Genomic DNA, 17,223 nt, shown 5'->3' on the forward strand with positions numbered 1-17,223 from the left:
AGGGGAGGGCATCGGGCTCTCGTCGTTCCCGTGACCAAACCGTTACGGGAAGTTTGCCCGCCGTTCCGCGGATTGGTCGGTGAGTTCGTCGGTTTCGCATACTCTCGAAGTACGCACCGGGGGGTGCATGAATGCAGGTACGAAGATCGGCTCGCACCGATGGACGTGGGGGTGAGAGTATGCGATTGTTCGGCGTAGGCGCAGGAGCCCCGGACGATCGCGCGCTCGCGCAGGGCGCGGAGCATCCGTCCGCCCCGATCCCGATCGTGGGTCCGGGGGTCGGCGAGACCATTCGGGTCCCGCTCGGTGAGACCGGGATCGAGACGTTCCCGCTGATGCTCGGCGCGGCCGAGTTCGGGTGGAACGTCGATCTCGAGACGAGCCACGGCATCCTCGATCGCTACATCGAGTTCGGCGGCAACGCGGTGCACACCGCCGACGGTTTCTCCGGTGGTCGCAGCGAGCACATCATCGGTCAGTGGCTGCGTTCCCGCGGTCTGCGCGACGAAGTCGTGCTGAGCGCACGGATCGGCGCGCATGCCGACAACCCGGGACTCGGATCGGTGAACCTCGTGCGTGCGGTCGAGGGTTCCCTGACGCGTCTGGGAACCGAGCGTCTCGATGTGCTCTACCTCGATGCCACACTCGACGCCACGACGAACCTCGAAGACACGCTCGCGACGGTCGAGTGGCTGGTCGATGCGGGAAAGGTGGCGGCCGTCGGGGCGTTCGGATTCGCCCCGGAGCGCCTGGTGGAGGCGCGCATCCTCGCCTCGGCGGGCTACCCGCGCATCGAGGTCGTCGACGCGCCGTACAACCTGATCCGCCGCCAGTCGTTCGAGGGTGATCTCCGTCTCGTCGCCGGCGCGCAGAACCTCGCGGTCACTCCGTCTCACGCGCTCGAGCACGGCTTCCTCTCGGGGCGTCACCGCAACAAGTCGGTCGCCTCCCGCGGGGTGAGGGGCGAGCAACTGCGCGGGAACCTCAACCGTCGCGGCATCCGCATCCTTCGAGCCCTCGATCAGATCGCCGAAGAGCTGAGCGTGCCGGTGGCCGCCGTCTCGATCGCCTGGCTGTTGGCTCAGCGATCGATCGTCGCCCCGATCGTCAACACCTTCGCCGCCGAGCACGTCGACGAGCTCATGCAGGGGGCAGGCGTCGCCCTGTCGCGCGCGCACCTGGCCGATCTCGCTCGTGCGGCCACCTGAGCAGCTTCACACGACCGTCATATGCGTGGCATAGGGTGGAGTGAGAGTCCGGCAGACGCTGGCGATGAAGCGAGCGAGCAGTGACGCACTATATCTATCTGGTCAGACACGGTGAACATCAGGATGCCGAGCACGGCCTGGCCGACGGCCCCCTGTCCCCGCGGGGGCAGCGCCAGGCCGAGTTGATCGCCGACCGCCTGGGCGGGCTCCCGCTCGATGCGGTCTGGCATTCCCCGCTGCTGCGGGCGAACGAGACCGCGCGTGCCATCGCGGCGCGACTTCCCTCGGTCGACCCCAAGCCGACCCCGCTGCTGTTCGACTGTGTTCCGACCGGCATGACCGAGGAGACTCCCGCCGCCTTCGAGCCGTTCTTCGGATCGATCACCGATGCGGAGATCGAGGCCGGCGGCGCGCAGATGTCCGACGCCGTCAACGAGTTCCTCGTGCGCAAGACGGGCGAGGTGCACGAGGTTCTCATCACCCACAACTTCGTGATCTCGTGGTTCGTGCGCGAAGTGCTCGGAGCGCCGGAGTGGCGGTGGATGACGCTGAATCAGGCTCACTGCGGACTCACCGTCATCGCGCAGAAGCAGGGCCGTCCGTGGACGTTGCTGAACCACAACGACACCGGGCATCTTCCCATGGAACTCCGCACGGGTATGCCCGACGCGATCCCGGTCTGAGTCCCGGGACTGCCGCGCGCCCCGGGGTGAGACGCCGGATGCCCGAAATAGACTGGAGCCATGACCACGCAGGTAGCACTCGTCGGCGGGACCGGCAAGCTCGGGGCGATCATCCACGCCGTCATCGACGATCTCGAGGGCTTCGAGGTGAGTCGCGTCCTGTCGTCCTCGAGCGATCTGTCGGACCTCGCGGGAGCCGACCTGGTGATCGACGCGTCGACGCCGCAGGTGAGCATCGATGTCGTGCGATCCGCGGTGGAGCACGGGCAGAACGTGCTCGTCGCCACATCCGGGTGGTCGGCGGAGCGCATCGCGCTCGTGCGACCACTGGTCGAGGCCGCCGGCACGGCCGCCGTGTTCATCCCCAACTTCTCGCTGGGCTCGGTGCTCGGATCGGCCCTCGCCGCTGCCGCGGCGCCGTTCTTCGACTCCGCCGAGATCGTCGAGGCTCACCGTGAGACGAAGATCGATTCGCCCAGCGGCACCGCCGTGCGCACGGCGGAACTCATCGCGGCCGCCCGTTCCGAGCAGGGGCCGGTGAGCGCACCGCACGCGGATCAGCGCGCACGCGGTCAGCAGGTCGGCAGTGTCCCGATCCACTCGCTCCGCCGCCCCGGTGTCATCGCGAAGCAGGAGGTCGTGCTCGCGGGCCCCGGCGAGTCGCTGACGTTCACGCACGACACCGTCGAGCCCGCGCTCGCCTACGCCCCGGGCATCCGCCTCGCCGTTCCGTTCACGCGGGATGCGACGGGGATCGTGGTCGGCCTCGAGAACATGATCGACATCGGCATCCGCTCATGATCTCGCGCATCGGGGTCGGCGTGATGGCCCTGTGCCTCGCGCTGTACATCGTGGTCGTCGGATACCGCGCGGTGCTGATGCTCGGCACCGGCGAGCCGATCGCGATCGCCATCGGCATCGCGCTGCTGGTCATGCCGCTGATCGGCGCCTGGGCGCTGATCCGCGAGATGCAGTTCGGCTTCGCCGCGGATCGTCTCGGGCGCACGCTCGATGCCGAGGGCGGGATGCCGGAGGCGGAGACCGAGCTCACCCCGAGCGGGCGCATCGCTCGTGCGGATGCCGACCCGCTGATCCAGCGTTACCGGGCGGAGGCCGAGGCAGCACCGGAGGAGTGGCGCGCGCGCTTCCGTCTGGGGGTCGTGCAGGATGCCGCGGGGCGGCGCAAGGACGCCCGCGCGAGCATCCGCGAGGCGATCAGGCTCTCCCGCGGCTGACCGGTCTGGGGGCCTCAGGCCAGAGTGGCTTCGAGCGTGATCTCGATGCCCGCGAGCGCCTGGGAGACCGGGCATCCGGACTTCGCGCCTTCGGCGATCTCCTGGAACTCGTCGGCGGAGAGACCGGGCACGACGGCATTGACGTTGAGGTGGCTTCCGGTGATGCCGACTCCCGGCTTGAAGGTCACGGATGCGCTCGCGTTCACGCGCTCCGGCGGGGTGCCGTTCTCGCTCAGTGCATGGGCGAGAGCCATGCTGAAGCAGGATGCGTGCGCGGCTGCGATGAGCTCCTCCGGCGTGGTGGTGGTATCACTGCCTTCGCTGCGCGCCTTCCAGTCGATGGGGAAGGTGCCGAGCTTCGACGACGAGAACGCGACGGTGCCGGAGCCCTCCGCCAAAGATCCGGTCCAGGTGGTGGTCGCTTCGCTGGTGACGGGCATGATTCCTCCGGTTCTCGCACTGCGGGGGCGCAGTGTCTCGTCCGCGCCAGCCTAGCGAGCGGTGTTCTCGGAGGGAACGGCGTCAGGCCGCTCGGGTGTGGCCGAGGAGTCCTGCGCGCTGCAGCAGGAGGTAGAGCTGGCAGCCGAGGCAGAGGCCGATGGCGGCGTTCAGGAATGCGGCGATGAACGCGGCGGCGGTGGCGAGGGGGAGGGCCCAGGGCACACCGGCGAGCTGGAGCACGAGGCCGACGGTCACGACGAAGAGTCCGACGCCCTGCGCGAATCGCGGGGGTCGCGGGTCCTCGAGCTCTGTCGGGGGCGCGAGACGCGGACGGATCGCGCGACGGAAGATCACTCCCCAGGGGGCGGTCGCGGGGGACAGGATGCTCCAGAGGAAGAGCAGCGCGATGATCACCGTGACCAGGAACGCCGGATCGAGCGCGCGCTCGGCGAGAGACGCCTGGGTGATCAACCACGCGCCTCCCGGCACGAAGGTCGCATCGGCGAGGGGCTGATAGGCGAACCATCCGAACGTCGCCGCGCCGCGCGCCGTCGCGATCCCGGTGAGTCCGAGGAACGTCGCGAGCAGCAGCAGGACGGCCGTGACGGTCGCGGCGAAACGCGGGCCGCGGGGATCGATGCCTGCGGGAGAGACCATGGATGCTCCTGACGTCGTCTCAGAGGGAGGCGAGGGCTTCGGTGAGGGCGTGTCGCTGCGGCACGCCGTGGAATCTGGAACGAACGGCGCCGGACTCGTCCACGACGAAGGTGGTCGGGGTCTGGAGGACCCGATAGCGCGACGAGAGGTCGGGGCGATGCGTGAGATCGACCTCGACGTGGCGCAGTCCGTCGCTCTCCTCGGCGTACGAGTGCAGCATCCGCCGGACCTGTGGGCAGCGTGCGCACATCTCGGTGCTGAACTGCACGAGGGTGGCGCGTGATCCGAGTTCGGCGGGATAGGCATCCCATGCGTCGAACCGCAGAGTTCCCCCTGCCCGGCGCAGTCCGTCGCGCCGTTTCGCCACCGCACCGATCGCGACGGCGAGCGCCACGAGGGCGACGAGGATCGCGAGAGCGACGGCGGGAGACATGCATCGAGGGTAAGGCGCAGCCGCAGGGGGAGGGGCCGTTGTGTCCGATGATGACGCGACGCGGCGCGATGCTCCTCCGCCCGTGCCGTGACGCGGGAAGGTATCCTGGCTCTCATGAGCGCAGCCGTCCCGACGCCGTACGAAGACCTCCTCCGCGACGTCCTCGAGAACGGAACGCACAAGTCCGATCGCACCGGAACCGGGACGACGAGCGTGTTCGGTCGGCAGATCCGCTTCGACCTGTCTCAGGGCTTCCCGTTGATCACCACCAAGCGCGTGCACTTCAAGTCGATCGCGTACGAGCTGCTGTGGTTCCTGCGCGGTGAGTCGAACGTGCGGTGGTTGCAGGAGAACGGCGTGACGATCTGGGACGAGTGGGCGGATGATGCCGGAGAACTCGGCCCCGTCTACGGCGTGCAGTGGCGTTCCTGGCCGACGCCTGCGGGGGAGAGCATCGACCAGCTCGCCGAGGTCATCGAGCAGATCCGCCGTTCGCCGGACTCGCGCCGCTTGATCGTGTCGGCGTGGAACCCCGCGGACATCCCCGACATGGCGCTCGCCCCGTGCCACGCGCTCTTCCAGTTCTACGTCGCCGACGGCAAGCTGTCGTGCCAGCTCTACCAGCGCAGCGCCGACATGTTCCTCGGCGTGCCGTTCAACATCGCCTCCTACGCGCTGCTCACCCTGATGATCGCGCAGCAGGTCGGTCTCGAGCCCGGCGACTTCGTGTGGACCGGTGGTGACTGCCACATCTACGACAACCACATCGAGCAGGTGACGGAGCAGCTCACGCGCGATCCTTACCCGTACCCGACGCTGCGCCTCGCGCGCACGCCCGCGTCGATCCTCGACTACACCTACGAGGACTTCGTCGTCGAGGACTACCAGCACCACGCTCCGATCCGCGCGGCGGTCGCGGTATGACCTGGGTGGGTCTGATCTGGGCGGAGGCCTCCGGCGGCGTGATCGGCGCCGAGGGCGGCATGCCGTGGCACGTTCCCGAGGATCTGGCCCACTTCAAGGAGGTCACACTGGGTACGCCCGTCGTGATGGGCCGCAAGACGTGGGACTCTCTCCCCGAGCGGTTCCGACCGTTGGCGGGCCGGGAGAACGTCGTCATCACCCGCCAGCAGGATTGGACCGCCGAGGGCGCACGCCGTGCGGCGACCGTCGCCGAGGCGGTGCGGGGTCAGGACCGGGTCTGGATCATCGGAGGAGCAGAGATCTTCCGACAGGTGATCGGTGATGCCGATCGGTTGGAGGTCACCGAGCTGGACCTCGAAGTCGACGGCGACGCGTTCGCTCCCGCGAAGACCGGATGGCGACTGGTCGAGGAGGGGGAGTGGCTCACTTCTCGTACGGGTGTGCGCTACCGCTTCCTCGGATACGAGCGCTGATGCCCACCGCGCTGATCACCGGAGCGAGTGCCGGCCTCGGAGCCGAGTTCGCGCGTCAGCTCGCGCGGCGACGCGCGGATCTCGTCCTGGTCGCGCGTTCGGAGGAGGCGCTGACCGCCTTCGCCGCCGAGTTGCGGAGCGAGTTCGGGGTCGCCGTCGAGGTGCTTCCGGCCGATCTCGCGATCGAAGAGGGCGTCGAGCGGGTCGAGCAGCGGCTCGAGGACGCGAGCGACCCCATCGACCTGCTGGTCAACAACGCCGGGTTCGGCCTGCCGCTGCGGTTCGCCGACAACGACGTCGCCGACGAAGTGCGTCACCTGCGGGTGCACGTCGAAGCATCCATGCGCCTCATGCACGCTGCGTTGCAGACCATGCGCGGTCGCGGCGGGCGCATCGTCAACGTCGCCTCGGTCGCCGGGTTCATCTCGCGCTCGACGTATTCGGCCTGCAAGGCGTGGCTCATCCAGTTCAGCCGGTGGGCCAACGCCGAGTACGCGCGGGACGGGGTGAGCGTGACGGCGCTGTGCCCCGGGTTCACGCACACCAGCTTCCACGAGCGGATGGGGCTCGCCCCCGGCCAGGAGGGCGTTCCCGCGCTCATGTGGCTCGACGCCCGCGATGTGGTCCGGGAGGGGCTGCGGGATGCGGCTCGGGGGAAGTCCGTGTCGATCCCGTCGCTGCGCTACAAGGCGATCGTGGCGGTGACCGGTCTGCTGCCGCGGTCGATCACCGCGGGGATCGCGCGGCGCGGCCGCGTCTGAACGCCAGCCTCACCGGAATCGGCCCAGATGGATGCCGGCGAGAGCGAGAGCCGCGATCGTCTCGCCGTCCCTGATCCGGCCATCGGCGATCATCGCCAGCGCCTCGGAGAACGGCACCCACGAGACCTGGTCGATCCCCTCCTCTCGCTGACCCTCCGCGGCGGTTGCGGGGTCCGAGATCGCGAGGCCGCGGGCGAGGAACACGTGCTCCGGGGCATCCGCGACGCCGTTGAGGGCGTTCACGGTGCCGAGCGCGTGCCACTCGGATGCCGCGAACCCGGTCTCCTCGAGGAGTTCGCGCCGCGCGGCGACGAGAGGGTCCTCGCCGTCGCTTCCCCCGGCGGGGATCTCGATGGACGTTCCGGTCGTGTAGCGCTCGAGGGTCACGAGGCAGACGCGTTCGTCGTCGTCGAGGGCGACCACGAACACGGCGGGATGCTGCATCCGCACGACCCCGTAGATGCCGTCGACGCCGCCGGGGCCGGTGACCCTGTCCTCCCGTACCTCGATCCAGCGGTTGGCGTAGACGATGTCGGACTCGTGCGTGACCCATGCCATGCCACGAGCCTACGGCGCAGTCGCTGCCTAGGATCGGTGCATGGGATGGCTGTTCGGTCGGAAGAAGGCTCCGGAGAGCGCGGACGAGATGCTGCGCCGTTACAACGACGAGCAAGCGGCGCGGCTGGGCGCGATGGCGGGGAACGCGAGAGCGGGGGTGGGCCCCGTGCCCATTGTGAGCGGGGCGGGTGGCGGTGAGCTCACGGTCGAGGACGTGTTCACGATCACCGGGCGCGGCACGGTCGCGACGGGGCGGGTGACGGCGGGCATAGTGCGCGTCGGCGACCGCGTCGTGGTCCTGCGTGACGGCATGCCGCCGATGCCCGCGGAGATCGCGGCGATCGAGATGTTCCGCAAGAAGGCGAACGAGGCGGGCGTCGGTTCGACGGTCGGCATCCTCTTTCGGGATCGTCTCGACGTCGCGCGCGGCGACGTCATCCGGACGACCGCGTCCGCGTGAGGTCGGGCCGAGACGATACTCTGGTTGCATGACGCACTCGGGCAACCCTTTCGGACAGGTTCTCGTCGCGCTCGTCACTCCGATGACGGCCGACGGTGAAGTCGATTGGCCCGCCGTCGAGAAGCACATCGATGACGTCATCACCGCGGGTGCTGACGGTGTCGTCGTGACGGGCACGACCGGCGAGACCTCGACCCTGACGGACCCCGAGAAGCTCAAGCTCGTCGAGATCGGCAAGTCCGTCTCCGCGGGTCGCGCCAAGATCATCACGGGTGGCGGGTCGAACGAGACCGCCCACGCGATCGAGCTCTACAAGGCGAGCGAGAAGGCCGGCGCCGACGGCATCATGATCGTCACGCCGTACTACAACAAGCCGACGCAGGCCGGCATCCTCACGCACTTCCGTCTGGTGGCCGACGCCACTGATCTGCCGGTCATCCTCTACGACATCCCCGGCCGCACCGGGGTGCCGATCAAGTACGAGACGATCCTTCGCCTCGCGAAGCACCCGAACATCCTCGCGGTCAAGGACGCCAAGGGCGACTTCTCCGAGGTCAGCCGCGTGCTCAACCAGACCGACCTCATGTACTTCTCGGGCGACGACGCGAACGTGCTCCCGCATCTCGCGATCGGTGCGACGGGAATGATCGGCGTCACCGCGAACGTCGCTGCGGCGCCGTACCGCACGATCGTCGACGCCGTGAACCGGGGAGACCTCGCCGCAGCGACCGCCGAGCACAAGCGCCTCGAGCCGCTGGTCCGCGCCGTCATGACGCACGTTCCCGGCACGGTCGCCGCCAAGTACATCCTCCACGGCCTCGGCCGTATCTCCAGCCCGCGCGTGCGTCTTCCGCTCGTGGGGCCGGAGGAGTGGGAGGCCGCACTCATCGAAGACGAGCTCGATCTCGTCTCCGGCGTTCCGGGCGCCGATTTCTCGAACTTCCGCCCCGACCGCAATGCGGCCGCAGGTGGTGCCCTGCCCAAGGTGCACGGCACGACGCGCTGAGCCGCGTCGCCATGAACGAACGGACGCGCCGAGTGTCCGACTGAGGAGACAGCATGTCCATTCCCCTGGCCGAACCGTCCGCTCTCGACGAAGGGACGCTGCGGGTCATCCCGATCGGCGGTCTGGGCGAGATCGGCCGGAACATGACCGTGTTCGAGTACGACGGCAAGATCCTGATCGTCGATTGCGGCGTGCTCTTCCCCGAGGAGCACCAGCCCGGTGTCGACCTGATCCTCCCGGACTTCGAGACGATCCGCGACCGCCTCGACGACATCGTCGGTGTCGTGCTCACGCACGGTCATGAGGACCACATCGGTGCCGTCCCCTACCTGCTGCGTCTGAAGAGCGACATCCCTCTGATCGGTTCGGGACTGACCCTGGCGCTCGTCGAGGCGAAGCTCAAGGAGCACCGCATCAAGGCGTTCACGATGACCGTCACCGAGGGGCAGCAGGAGAAGGTCGGGCCCTTCGATCTCGAGTTCGTGGCCGTGAACCACTCCATTCCCGACGCGCTGGCCGTCGCCATCCGTACGCCCGCGGGCATGGTGCTCGCGACCGGCGACTTCAAGATGGACCAGCTGCCGCTCGACGGCCGCATCACCGACCTTCGCGCGTTCTCACGCCTGGGGGAGGAGGGAGTCGACCTCTTCCTCGTCGATTCGACGAATGCGGACGTTCCCGGGTTCACCCCCACCGAGCGCTCGATCGGCCCGGTCCTCGACCAGGTGATCGGCAAGGCGCCGCGCCGTGTGATCGTCGCGAGCTTCTCGAGCCATGTCCACCGCGTGCAGCAGGTCATCGACGCGGCTCACGCCCACGGTCGCCGCGTGGCGTTCCTCGGCCGCAGCATGGTGCGCAACATGACGATCGCCGAGCAGCTGGGCTACCTGAAGGTACCGGCCGGCGTCCTCATCGACTTCAAGAAGGCGCGTGACCTCCCTGACGAGCAGATCGTCTACATGTCGACCGGTTCGCAGGGTGAGCCGATGGCCGTGCTCAGCCGGATGGCGAACATGGACCACGCGATCGAGGTCAGCGAGGGCGACACCGTCATCCTCGCGTCCAGCCTCATCCCGGGGAACGAGAACGCCGTCTACCGCGTGATCGACGGTCTCACCAAGCTCGGCGCGAACGTGGTGCACAAGGCGAACGCCCGCGTGCATGTCTCGGGGCATGCCGCGGCGGGAGAGCTGCTGTACTGCTACAACATCCTCAAGCCCAAGAACGTGCTGCCGGTGCACGGTGAGTACCGCCACCTCATCGCGAACGCCAAGCTGGCGCAGGACACGGGCATCGCCGAGGAGCGCACGATCATCGCCTCCAACGGTACGGTCATCGATCTCCGGGACGGCGATGCGCGCGTCGCCGGACAGCTCGATCTCGGGTTCGTGTACGTCGACGGATCGACGGTCGGAGAGATCACGGATGCCGATCTCAAGGACCGCCGGATCCTGGGCGAGGAGGGTTTCATCTCGGTCATCGTCGTGGTGGATGCCGCGACCGGGCGGATCATCTCCGGTCCGGAGATCCACGCGCGCGGTGTCGCCGAGGACGATTCGGTGTTCGACGACGTGACCCCGAAGATCGTCGCCGCGCTCAAGGAAGCCTCTGGCAACGGCGTGCGCGACACCCACGCGCTCTCCCAGGTCGTCCGGCGAACGATCGGTCGCTGGGTCAACCAGCGTCTGCGTCGACGCCCGATGATCGTGCCGCTCGTGATCGAGGCGTGATCAGCGGGATCGACTGAAAGCCGCGTCGATACGCGGGAATGTCGGCCGCTGGTCGTAACGTGAGGTCATGGCCAGGAGTATGACCAAGTCCGAGCGCGCGTCCGGGAGCACGCCGTCACGCCCGAAGCGGCAGACGGCTCCCAAGGCCTCGCCTGCGCCGAAGAAGCCCGTCCCCAAGAAGTACATCGACGAACTCGACAAGCCGCCGGTGGCGGTCCGAGCCTGGACGGGGCTCGCGCACGGTGTCGGCGGACTCTTCCGCGCCTTCGGCCCGGAGACGCTGGAGAAGGACGACCGTCGTGACGGTTTCCCGTTCCTCCTGGTCCTTCTGGCGGTCCTGGGGGCGGTGAACGAGTGGTTCTTCATCGGCAACGAGGTCGCCGCGAACATCAGTGCCTTCTCGGTCGGCGGGCTCGTCGGACGCATCGCGTTCGTCATGCCGGTCCTGCTGCTACTCCTCGCAGGATGGTTGTTCCGTCATCCGTCCTCGGTCCATGACAACGGGCGCATCGGCATCGGCTTCGGCCTGTTCGTCCTGGCGCTGGCGGGGATCAGCCACGTCGCGGCCGGAGCGCCGACGGGGGTCGATGCCGAGCGTGCGCACCCGAACATGGGTATGGCGGCCATCAGTGAGGCGGGAGGCGTCTTTGGGTGGCTCGTTGGCGAGCCGCTCGCGCTGGTCTCTCCGGTTCTCGCGTACGTGGTTCTCGGTCTCGTGATCGCGCTCAGCATCCTGATTCTCACCAAGACCCCGCCCAATCGGATCGGCCGCCGCCTCGGCGATCTCTACGCTTGGATGTTCGACGCCGAACGGCCGCAGCAGGCGGCCGCGGCGCCCGAGATCGACGACGCCGACAAGACCGACGACGAGAACGTCCTGCCCTGGTGGCGGCGCAACAAGAGCGGTCGCGAAGAGGATCCCGATGAGGGCACCCTCGGATCCGACGACATCACCGCGCTTCTCTCGACCGCGGAGTCGACCCCGGCTTACGACCAGGCCGTGGTCGTCGAGAACGCCTATGACGCAGCGACCGAAGTCCTGTCGGACGTGCGTTCGGTCGCAGATTCGCTCGCCGAACAGCAGACGACGGCGCTGCTGGACGACGACTCCGACACGGGAGAGATCCCCGAACTCCCGGGCCTCGACGGCTTCGGGACCGAGGGGCCGGGCGATCGCGGCCCGCAGGCGCCCGTCGCGCCCTACATCCTCCCGTCGCCGGGTCTGCTGGTCGAGGGTCCGCCCCCGGTCATGCGCTCGGAGGCAACCGACCGGGTGATCGAGCAGATCACGAGCGTGCTCACCCAGTTCAAGGTCGACGCGAAGGTCACCGGTTTCTCGCGCGGCCCGACGGTGACGCAGTACGAGGTCGAGGTCGGCCACGGCGTCAAGGTCGAGAAGATCACCCAGCTGAGCAACAACTTCGCCTATGCCGTGGCCTCGAACGATGTTCGGATCCTCTCGCCCATCCCCGGCAAGAGTGCGATCGGTATCGAGATCCCGAACGCCGACAAGGAGATGGTCGCGCTCGGCGATGTGCTGCGTTCTCCGGCCGCGCAGAAGAGCACGCACCCGATGACCATCGGTGTGGGCAAGGACGTCGGTGGCAACATCGTCATCGCGAACCTCGCGAAGATGCCCCACCTCCTGGTCGCCGGTTCCACCGGATCCGGTAAGTCTAGTTTCGTCAACTCGATGATCACGAGTCTGCTCATGCGTGCGCGCCCGTCGGATGTGCGAATGGTGCTGATCGACCCCAAGCGCGTCGAGCTCACGAGCTATGCCGGAGTCCCGCACTTGATCACCCCGATCATCACGAACCCGAAGAAGGCGGCCGAGGCGCTGCAGTGGGTCGTCAAGGAGATGGACATGCGGTACGACGACCTCGCGTCGTTCGGATTCCGCCACATCGACGACTTCAACCGCGCGGTGCGCGCCGGGGAGGTCGAGGTGCCCGTCGGTAGCGAGCGGGTGCTCAAGCCGTATCCGTATCTCCTCGTGGTGGTCGACGAGCTCGCCGACCTCATGATGGTCGCCCCGCGCGACGTCGAGGATTCGATCGTGCGCATCACCCAGCTCGCCCGTGCATCCGGTATCCACCTGGTGCTCGCGACCCAACGCCCGAGCGTCGACGTCGTCACCGGTCTGATCAAGGCCAACGTGCCGTCGCGCCTCGCCTTCGCCGTGACGAGCGTCACCGACAGCCGCGTCATCCTCGACAGCCCCGGTGCCGACAAGCTCATCGGTCAGGGTGACGCGCTGTTCTCGCCGATGGGGTCGTCGAAGCCGTTCCGTCTGCAGGGCGCGTGGGTCGACGAGAAGGAGATCGACGCGGTCGTCAAGCACGTGACGCGTCAGGCGCGACCCGAGTACCGCAACGACGTGCAGGAGGCGCTCGAGCCGCGCAAGAAGGAGGTCGACGAGGACATCGGCGACGATCTCGAGCTGCTGCTCGCCGCCGCCGAACTCGTGGTGTCGTCGCAGTTCGGGTCGACGTCGATGCTGCAGCGCAAGCTCCGCGTCGGATTCGCCAAGGCCGGGCGATTGATGGATCTGCTCGAGTCGCGGGAGATCGTCGGTCCGTCCGAGGGATCCAAGGCGCGTGACGTCCTCGTCACGGCCGAGCAGCTCGGCGGCGTGATGGCGAAGCTGCGCGGTGAGGACGTTCCCGCGGCGTCCGCGACCCCGGCGGTTCCGGCTGCTCCGGCTGCGGCGACGGCCTCCGATCCGCTCGAGGCCCAGTTCGAGGGTCTCCCCGTCGTCGAAGCCGAGGGCGATGAAGACGCCTGGGGCCTGACGGGGCGCGACTGATGGCGATTCCCCGGCAGCTGCCCAACGCGATCACGGTCGCGCGCATCCCGCTCGCGGTGGTGTTCTTCGTCCTGGTATTGCTCGGGGGTACCTATGGCGTCCCCGACCTCGGTCTGCGGTGGACCGCGGCGATTCTCTTCATCTTCGCGATCTCGACGGACTGGGTCGACGGCTACCTCGCCCGCCGGTACGAGATCGTCAGCGATTTCGGCAAGCTGTGGGATCCGATCGCCGACAAGCTCTTGACGGGTGCGGGCTTCATCGGTCTCGCGATCCTGGGCGAGGTGTCGTGGTGGATCGTCGCCATCATCCTCGTGCGCGAGTGGGGGATCACGATCCACCGACTCATGATCGTCAACGAGCACGTCGTCGCCGCCGCGTGGATGGGCAAGGTGAAGACTGCTGTGCAGGGAGTTGCCCTCGCCTGGGCGCTGATGCCGCTGCACGTGCTGATCGGTCTGCCCGCCTGGACGCTCATCACGTTCGTCCTGATGCTCGTGGTGCTGGTGCTGACCATCTGGAGTGGGATCGATTACGTCCTCGCCCAGGTGCGCGGAGCGCGTCGGAGCCGATGACCGACCTCGCCGCCGCTGTGATCGAGGCACTCGAGCGTCGCGGATGGACGCTGGGAGTGGCGGAGTCGCTCACGGGCGGTGCGGTGATCTCCGAACTCGTGAGCGTGCCCGGTGCCTCTTCCGTGATCGTCGGGGGAGTGGTGGCGTATGCGACGCCGGTCAAACACACGTTGCTCGGCGTGGACGAAGCCCTCCTCGATCGTGAGGGGCCCGTCCACCCGGAGGTCGCCCGGCAGATGGCGCAAGGCGTGCGACGTGCCGTGAGGGTCGACGGCATCGACGCGTCCGTCGGTGTCTCGACGACGGGTATCGCCGGCCCGGTCTCGCCCGACGGCCAGCCGGTCGGGACCGTGCACATCGCCGTCGCCACGCCCGAGAGTCTCGAAGCGCGGTCCTTCCTCTTCCCGGGGGACCGCTCTGAGATCCGCTCGGCATCCGTCCGAGCCGCTTTCGAGATGTTGCGGGAGCTTTCGCGGGAATAGTCTCCGCGATGACGAGGTTGTTGATTTCGTGCTCACACTCAAACCACAGAGTGCAGTTGTAGATTTTATGAAGGTCGGCGAGGTTATACTGGCCATCACTTCGGGGGAGACTCCGAGCAACCGATTGGGGAGGAGGTTCCGATGATTCTTGTACGACAGGAAATCGGCGATGTGCTGAGGGACTTCCGTCTGCAGAAGGGGCGCACCCTTCGGCAGGTCGCGAGCAAGGCTTCCGTGGCGCTCGGCTATCTGAGTGAGGTGGAGCGCGGTCAGAAGGAAGCGTCGAGTGAGATCCTCGCTTCGGTCGCCGATGCGCTCGACGTTCCCATCTCGACCATCATGCGCGAGGTCGGAGATCGAATCTCCGTGCTCGAGGGCATCCAGGTGTTCCCCGACGTCGTTCCCGACGATCTGGTCGCCTCGATCGAGCCCGAGCTCTCGCTCCGCTGACCCGACGTACCCCGTCATCGCGCGATGCGTCGAAGTGAGTTCCTGCGTGCCGTCGAGGACGAGTTCCCCGGGCGCACGTCTTCTGTCCTGAACGATCTGGTGCTCAGCCCCCTGGCCGGTCGTACGGCGCGAGAGGCGCTGGCCGCGGGGACTCCGCCGCGCGAGATCTGGTTCGCGTTGTGCGACGAGATGGAAATGCCCGAGAATCGACGCCACGGTGCCGGACGGCTGGAGCCGCGGCGGCACTGAGTTCGCCCATGCGTTCGATCGAGGTCATGATCGGATGCCGAGATTCGGCGTGTCGTCGAATATCCGTTCGAAACGGGCGTAGTCTTCTGCACAGTGGTTCGGACGATCGTGTTCTCCACCGTTCACGGAAGCCAACGACGCAATGTCGGAGGCTCCTCCTACGGTGAATACATGGCCACCGAGCCATACGCCTTGTCGGAGAGTTGCTCCCAGCCGGAAGCGCCGCGACAGCCTACAGGCGGCACCACGCGAAGCAGAAGGAGCACGACATGCCATCTCCCGCCGACCGCGAGAAGTCCCTCGAGACCGCACTCGCTCAGATCGACCGTCAGTTCGGAAAGGGCTCGGTCATGCGGCTGGGCAGCGACGAGCGCGCCCCCGTCGCGGTCATCCCCACCGGTTCCATCGCTCTCGACGTCGCTCTCGGCGTCGGCGGCCTCCCGCGTGGCCGCATCGTCGAGATCTACGGCCCGGAGTCCTCGGGTAAGACGACGCTGACACTGCACGCGATCGCCAACGCTCAGCGTGCTGGCGGCATCGCCGCGTTCATCGACGCCGAGCATGCGCTCGATCCCGACTACGCCGCCAAGCTCGGCGTCGACATCGATGCTCTGCTCGTCTCGCAGCCCGACACGGGTGAGCAGGCGCTCGAGATCGCCGACATGCTCGTGCGCTCCGGTGCCATCGACCTGATCGTCATCGACTCCGTCGCGGCGCTCGTGCCCCGCGCGGAGATCGAGGGTGAGATGGGCGACTCGCACGTGGGCCTGCAGGCACGACTGATGTCGCAGGCACTCCGCAAGCTCACCGGTGGTCTGAACCAGACCAACACCACGATGATCTTCATCAACCAGCTGCGCGAGAAGATCGGCGTGTTCTTCGGCTCCCCCGAGACGACCGCCGGTGGTAAGGCTCTCAAGTTCTACGCGTCGGTGCGCCTCGACATCCGTCGTATCGAAACGCTGAAGGACGGCACCGACGCGGTGGGTAACCGTACCCGCGTGAAGATCGTCAAGAACAAGATGGCTCCGCCCTTCAAGCAGGCCGAGTTCGACATCCTCTACGGCGTGGGCATCTCTCGTGAAGGCAGCCTGATCGACTTCGGTGTCGAGCACGGGATCGTCAAGAAGTCCGGCTCGTGGTACACCTACGACGGGGATCAGCTGGGCCAGGGCAAGGAGAACGCCCGCACGTTCCTGCTGAACAACACCGATGTGGCACTCGCCATCGAAACGCAGATCCTGCAGAAGCTCGGCATCGGCAGCGCAGCTGCTCCTGTTGCGCCGGCAGACGAGCTCGCCGAGCGCCGCCCGGCCTGAACATGAACGGTGAGAACGGGGGTGGCCCGCGTCAGGACATCGGGCGGGTCGCCCCCGTCATCCCTCTCTTCGGTCCGCGGAGCGCCGAGCAGCCCGCGTCGATCGCGAAAGCGACCGACGCGGCGACGATGGGCCCCTCCGGAGAAGCACGGCGAACATCGGTATCCGCTTCCGCGTCCCGCACAGTCTCGTTCGTGGCTGACCAGGACGACAGCGCCGATGCACCCGATCCCGCCGAGGCTCGCAAAGCAGCCGAGGATAGCCTGGTGCGTAAGCTCCGTACCCGCTCGTTGTCGGTGTCGGAGGCCCGGCAGGTCCTCCGAACGCACGGACTCGACGCCGAGCAGGTCGACGACGTGATCGACGACTTCCTCCGGCGCCGATACCTCGATGATCAGGAGCTCGCGCAGATGCTCGTCTCCGCCGGGGTCGATCGCAAAGGGCAGGGGAGGGTCGCCATCTCCCGGTCGCTTTCGCAACGGGGGATCCCGCGTGAGGTGATCGCCGCGGCGCTCGACGAACTGCCGGACGACGACGCGGAGCGTGCGCTGGAGTTCGCCCGCACCAAGGCGCGCTCGCTCAGCCGCCTCGACCACGACACTGCGCTGCGACGACTACTCGGACAGCTCGCGCGTCGCGGGTACGGCGGCTCTGTCGCCACGACCGCAGCGAAGACGGCGTTGAACGAGGCATCGTTCGGGTCGAAGACTTCGGGTGTGCGCTTCGTCGAATCGGACTGACGTCTCAGCCCGGAGCAGCCGACTCCCGCT

21 protein-coding genes are annotated in these 17,223 nt (G+C 67.7%); 17 read left to right on the plus strand and 4 right to left on the minus strand.

What is annotated here, in order from left to right:
- Nucleotides 1-179 precede the first annotated feature (179 nt).
- From ACFY9N_RS06965 to ACFY9N_RS06980, 4 genes are all read left to right on the plus strand, one after another.
- Nucleotides 180-1,208: an aldo/keto reductase gene (locus tag ACFY9N_RS06965; protein WP_391477669.1), complete on the plus strand. Its 1,029-nt coding sequence runs from the start codon at nucleotides 180-182 to the stop codon at nucleotides 1,206-1,208.
- Nucleotides 1,209-1,288: 80 nt separating this feature from the next.
- Complete coding sequence (locus ACFY9N_RS06970) at nucleotides 1,289-1,891, plus strand: histidine phosphatase family protein (RefSeq protein WP_391477670.1); 603 nt, start codon at nucleotides 1,289-1,291, stop codon at nucleotides 1,889-1,891.
- Between the two features lie 60 nt (nucleotides 1,892-1,951).
- Entirely contained in the window at nucleotides 1,952-2,692 is a 741-nt protein-coding gene (dapB, locus tag ACFY9N_RS06975) for a 4-hydroxy-tetrahydrodipicolinate reductase (RefSeq protein ID WP_391477671.1), read from the plus strand.
- Nucleotides 2,689-3,126 carry a hypothetical protein gene (locus tag ACFY9N_RS06980; protein ID WP_391477672.1) on the plus strand — a complete coding sequence of 146 codons (438 nt, stop codon included), beginning with the start codon at nucleotides 2,689-2,691 and terminating at the stop codon, nucleotides 3,124-3,126. The genes dapB and ACFY9N_RS06980 overlap by 4 nt, the downstream gene beginning before the upstream one ends.
- Nucleotides 3,127-3,140: 14 nt before the next feature.
- On the opposite strand, the gene ACFY9N_RS06985 is transcribed toward ACFY9N_RS06980, so the two are convergent.
- The 3 genes from ACFY9N_RS06985 to ACFY9N_RS06995 form a co-directional block, all read right to left on the minus strand.
- On the minus strand, nucleotides 3,141-3,566 hold the full coding sequence (locus ACFY9N_RS06985) for an OsmC family peroxiredoxin (protein WP_391477673.1): 426 nt from the start codon (nucleotides 3,564-3,566) through the stop codon (nucleotides 3,141-3,143).
- Nucleotides 3,567-3,648: 82 nt separating this feature from the next.
- A complete protein-coding gene (locus ACFY9N_RS06990; protein ID WP_391477674.1) occupies nucleotides 3,649-4,224 on the minus strand; it encodes a DUF4395 domain-containing protein in 576 nt (191 codons plus the stop codon).
- A 19-nt stretch (nucleotides 4,225-4,243) separates the two neighbouring features.
- A complete protein-coding gene (locus ACFY9N_RS06995; protein ID WP_391477676.1) occupies nucleotides 4,244-4,657 on the minus strand; it encodes a thioredoxin family protein in 414 nt (137 codons plus the stop codon).
- A 114-nt stretch (nucleotides 4,658-4,771) separates the two neighbouring features.
- Here ACFY9N_RS06995 and ACFY9N_RS07000 point away from each other — a divergent pair, with 114 nt between their 5' ends.
- The 3 genes from ACFY9N_RS07000 to ACFY9N_RS07010 are packed head-to-tail and all read left to right on the plus strand — an operon-like array spanning nucleotide 4,772 to nucleotide 6,815.
- Entirely contained in the window at nucleotides 4,772-5,581 is an 810-nt protein-coding gene (locus tag ACFY9N_RS07000; protein WP_391477677.1) for a thymidylate synthase, read from the plus strand.
- Entirely contained in the window at nucleotides 5,578-6,054 is a 477-nt protein-coding gene (locus tag ACFY9N_RS07005; protein ID WP_391477678.1) for a dihydrofolate reductase, read from the plus strand. Before ACFY9N_RS07000 ends, ACFY9N_RS07005 begins: the two co-directional genes overlap by 4 nt.
- Nucleotides 6,054-6,815: an SDR family NAD(P)-dependent oxidoreductase gene (locus ACFY9N_RS07010; protein ID WP_391477679.1), complete on the plus strand. Its 762-nt coding sequence runs from the start codon at nucleotides 6,054-6,056 to the stop codon at nucleotides 6,813-6,815. The genes ACFY9N_RS07005 and ACFY9N_RS07010 overlap by 1 nt, the downstream gene beginning before the upstream one ends.
- A 9-nt stretch (nucleotides 6,816-6,824) precedes the next feature.
- Here ACFY9N_RS07010 and ACFY9N_RS07015 read toward each other — a convergent pair whose 3' ends face one another.
- Entirely contained in the window at nucleotides 6,825-7,373 is a 549-nt protein-coding gene (locus ACFY9N_RS07015; RefSeq protein ID WP_391477680.1) for an NUDIX domain-containing protein, read from the minus strand.
- 40 nt (nucleotides 7,374-7,413) lie between these two features.
- Here ACFY9N_RS07015 and ACFY9N_RS07020 point away from each other — a divergent pair, with 40 nt between their 5' ends.
- The 10 genes from ACFY9N_RS07020 to ACFY9N_RS07065 all read left to right on the plus strand — a co-directional run bounded on the left by ACFY9N_RS07020 (nucleotide 7,414) and on the right by ACFY9N_RS07065 (nucleotide 17,193).
- Nucleotides 7,414-7,833 carry an EF-Tu/IF-2/RF-3 family GTPase gene (locus ACFY9N_RS07020; RefSeq protein ID WP_391477681.1) on the plus strand — a complete coding sequence of 140 codons (420 nt, stop codon included), beginning with the start codon at nucleotides 7,414-7,416 and terminating at the stop codon, nucleotides 7,831-7,833.
- Nucleotides 7,834-7,861: 28 nt separating this feature from the next.
- Nucleotides 7,862-8,839 carry a 4-hydroxy-tetrahydrodipicolinate synthase gene (gene dapA / locus ACFY9N_RS07025; RefSeq protein WP_391477682.1) on the plus strand — a complete coding sequence of 326 codons (978 nt, stop codon included), beginning with the start codon at nucleotides 7,862-7,864 and terminating at the stop codon, nucleotides 8,837-8,839.
- A gap of 53 nt (nucleotides 8,840-8,892) precedes the next feature.
- The gene (locus tag ACFY9N_RS07030; RefSeq protein ID WP_391477683.1) at nucleotides 8,893-10,569 is read left to right on the plus strand and encodes a ribonuclease J; all 1,677 of its coding nucleotides are present in this window, start codon (nucleotides 8,893-8,895) and stop codon (nucleotides 10,567-10,569) included.
- A 67-nt stretch (nucleotides 10,570-10,636) separates the two neighbouring features.
- Entirely contained in the window at nucleotides 10,637-13,378 is a 2,742-nt protein-coding gene (locus ACFY9N_RS07035) for a DNA translocase FtsK (RefSeq protein WP_391477685.1), read from the plus strand.
- Entirely contained in the window at nucleotides 13,378-13,953 is a 576-nt protein-coding gene (pgsA, locus tag ACFY9N_RS07040; protein ID WP_391477686.1) for a CDP-diacylglycerol--glycerol-3-phosphate 3-phosphatidyltransferase, read from the plus strand. The genes ACFY9N_RS07035 and pgsA overlap by 1 nt, the downstream gene beginning before the upstream one ends.
- Nucleotides 13,950-14,435 (plus strand): CinA family protein, encoded by a 486-nt coding sequence (locus ACFY9N_RS07045; RefSeq protein ID WP_391477687.1) that lies wholly within the window; start codon nucleotides 13,950-13,952, stop codon nucleotides 14,433-14,435. Before pgsA ends, ACFY9N_RS07045 begins: the two co-directional genes overlap by 4 nt.
- Nucleotides 14,436-14,576: 141 nt before the next feature.
- Nucleotides 14,577-14,885, plus strand: coding sequence for a helix-turn-helix domain-containing protein (locus ACFY9N_RS07050; RefSeq protein WP_046014377.1), 309 nt, complete (start codon nucleotides 14,577-14,579; stop codon nucleotides 14,883-14,885).
- A 24-nt stretch (nucleotides 14,886-14,909) separates the two neighbouring features.
- The gene (locus tag ACFY9N_RS07055; RefSeq protein WP_391477688.1) at nucleotides 14,910-15,134 is read left to right on the plus strand and encodes a DUF3046 domain-containing protein; all 225 of its coding nucleotides are present in this window, start codon (nucleotides 14,910-14,912) and stop codon (nucleotides 15,132-15,134) included.
- A 269-nt stretch (nucleotides 15,135-15,403) separates the two neighbouring features.
- A complete protein-coding gene (gene recA / locus ACFY9N_RS07060) occupies nucleotides 15,404-16,453 on the plus strand; it encodes a recombinase RecA (RefSeq protein WP_391477690.1) in 1,050 nt (349 codons plus the stop codon).
- 266 nt (nucleotides 16,454-16,719) lie between these two features.
- Entirely contained in the window at nucleotides 16,720-17,193 is a 474-nt protein-coding gene (locus ACFY9N_RS07065) for a regulatory protein RecX (protein WP_391477691.1), read from the plus strand.
- The last annotated feature ends 30 nt before the right edge of the window (nucleotides 17,194-17,223 follow it).

The sequence above is a fragment of the Microbacterium sp. NPDC008134 genome (assembly GCF_042957055.1).
In the GTDB taxonomy this organism is placed as follows: domain Bacteria; phylum Actinomycetota; class Actinomycetes; order Actinomycetales; family Microbacteriaceae; genus Microbacterium.

Coding starts and splice junctions, on each gene's coding strand:
- ACFY9N_RS06965 (WP_391477669.1), top strand. CDS start 180: ATGCGATTGTTCGGCGTAGGCGCAGGAGCCCCGGACGATCGCGCGCTC.
- dapB (WP_391477671.1), top strand. CDS start 1,952: ATGACCACGCAGGTAGCACTCGTCGGCGGGACCGGCAAGCTCGGGGCG.
- ACFY9N_RS06980 (WP_391477672.1), top strand. CDS start 2,689: ATGATCTCGCGCATCGGGGTCGGCGTGATGGCCCTGTGCCTCGCGCTG.
- ACFY9N_RS06985 (WP_391477673.1), bottom strand. CDS start 3,566: ATGCCCGTCACCAGCGAAGCGACCACCACCTGGACCGGATCTTTGGCG.
- ACFY9N_RS06990 (WP_391477674.1), bottom strand. CDS start 4,224: ATGGTCTCTCCCGCAGGCATCGATCCCCGCGGCCCGCGTTTCGCCGCG.
- ACFY9N_RS06995 (WP_391477676.1), bottom strand. CDS start 4,657: ATGTCTCCCGCCGTCGCTCTCGCGATCCTCGTCGCCCTCGTGGCGCTC.
- ACFY9N_RS07000 (WP_391477677.1), top strand. CDS start 4,772: ATGAGCGCAGCCGTCCCGACGCCGTACGAAGACCTCCTCCGCGACGTC.
- ACFY9N_RS07005 (WP_391477678.1), top strand. CDS start 5,578: ATGACCTGGGTGGGTCTGATCTGGGCGGAGGCCTCCGGCGGCGTGATC.
- ACFY9N_RS07010 (WP_391477679.1), top strand. CDS start 6,054: ATGCCCACCGCGCTGATCACCGGAGCGAGTGCCGGCCTCGGAGCCGAG.
- ACFY9N_RS07015 (WP_391477680.1), bottom strand. CDS start 7,373: ATGGCATGGGTCACGCACGAGTCCGACATCGTCTACGCCAACCGCTGG.
- ACFY9N_RS07020 (WP_391477681.1), top strand. CDS start 7,414: ATGGGATGGCTGTTCGGTCGGAAGAAGGCTCCGGAGAGCGCGGACGAG.
- dapA (WP_391477682.1), top strand. CDS start 7,862: ATGACGCACTCGGGCAACCCTTTCGGACAGGTTCTCGTCGCGCTCGTC.
- ACFY9N_RS07030 (WP_391477683.1), top strand. CDS start 8,893: ATGTCCATTCCCCTGGCCGAACCGTCCGCTCTCGACGAAGGGACGCTG.
- ACFY9N_RS07035 (WP_391477685.1), top strand. CDS start 10,637: ATGGCCAGGAGTATGACCAAGTCCGAGCGCGCGTCCGGGAGCACGCCG.
- pgsA (WP_391477686.1), top strand. CDS start 13,378: ATGGCGATTCCCCGGCAGCTGCCCAACGCGATCACGGTCGCGCGCATC.
- ACFY9N_RS07045 (WP_391477687.1), top strand. CDS start 13,950: ATGACCGACCTCGCCGCCGCTGTGATCGAGGCACTCGAGCGTCGCGGA.
- ACFY9N_RS07050 (WP_046014377.1), top strand. CDS start 14,577: ATGATTCTTGTACGACAGGAAATCGGCGATGTGCTGAGGGACTTCCGT.
- ACFY9N_RS07055 (WP_391477688.1), top strand. CDS start 14,910: ATGCGTCGAAGTGAGTTCCTGCGTGCCGTCGAGGACGAGTTCCCCGGG.
- recA (WP_391477690.1), top strand. CDS start 15,404: ATGCCATCTCCCGCCGACCGCGAGAAGTCCCTCGAGACCGCACTCGCT.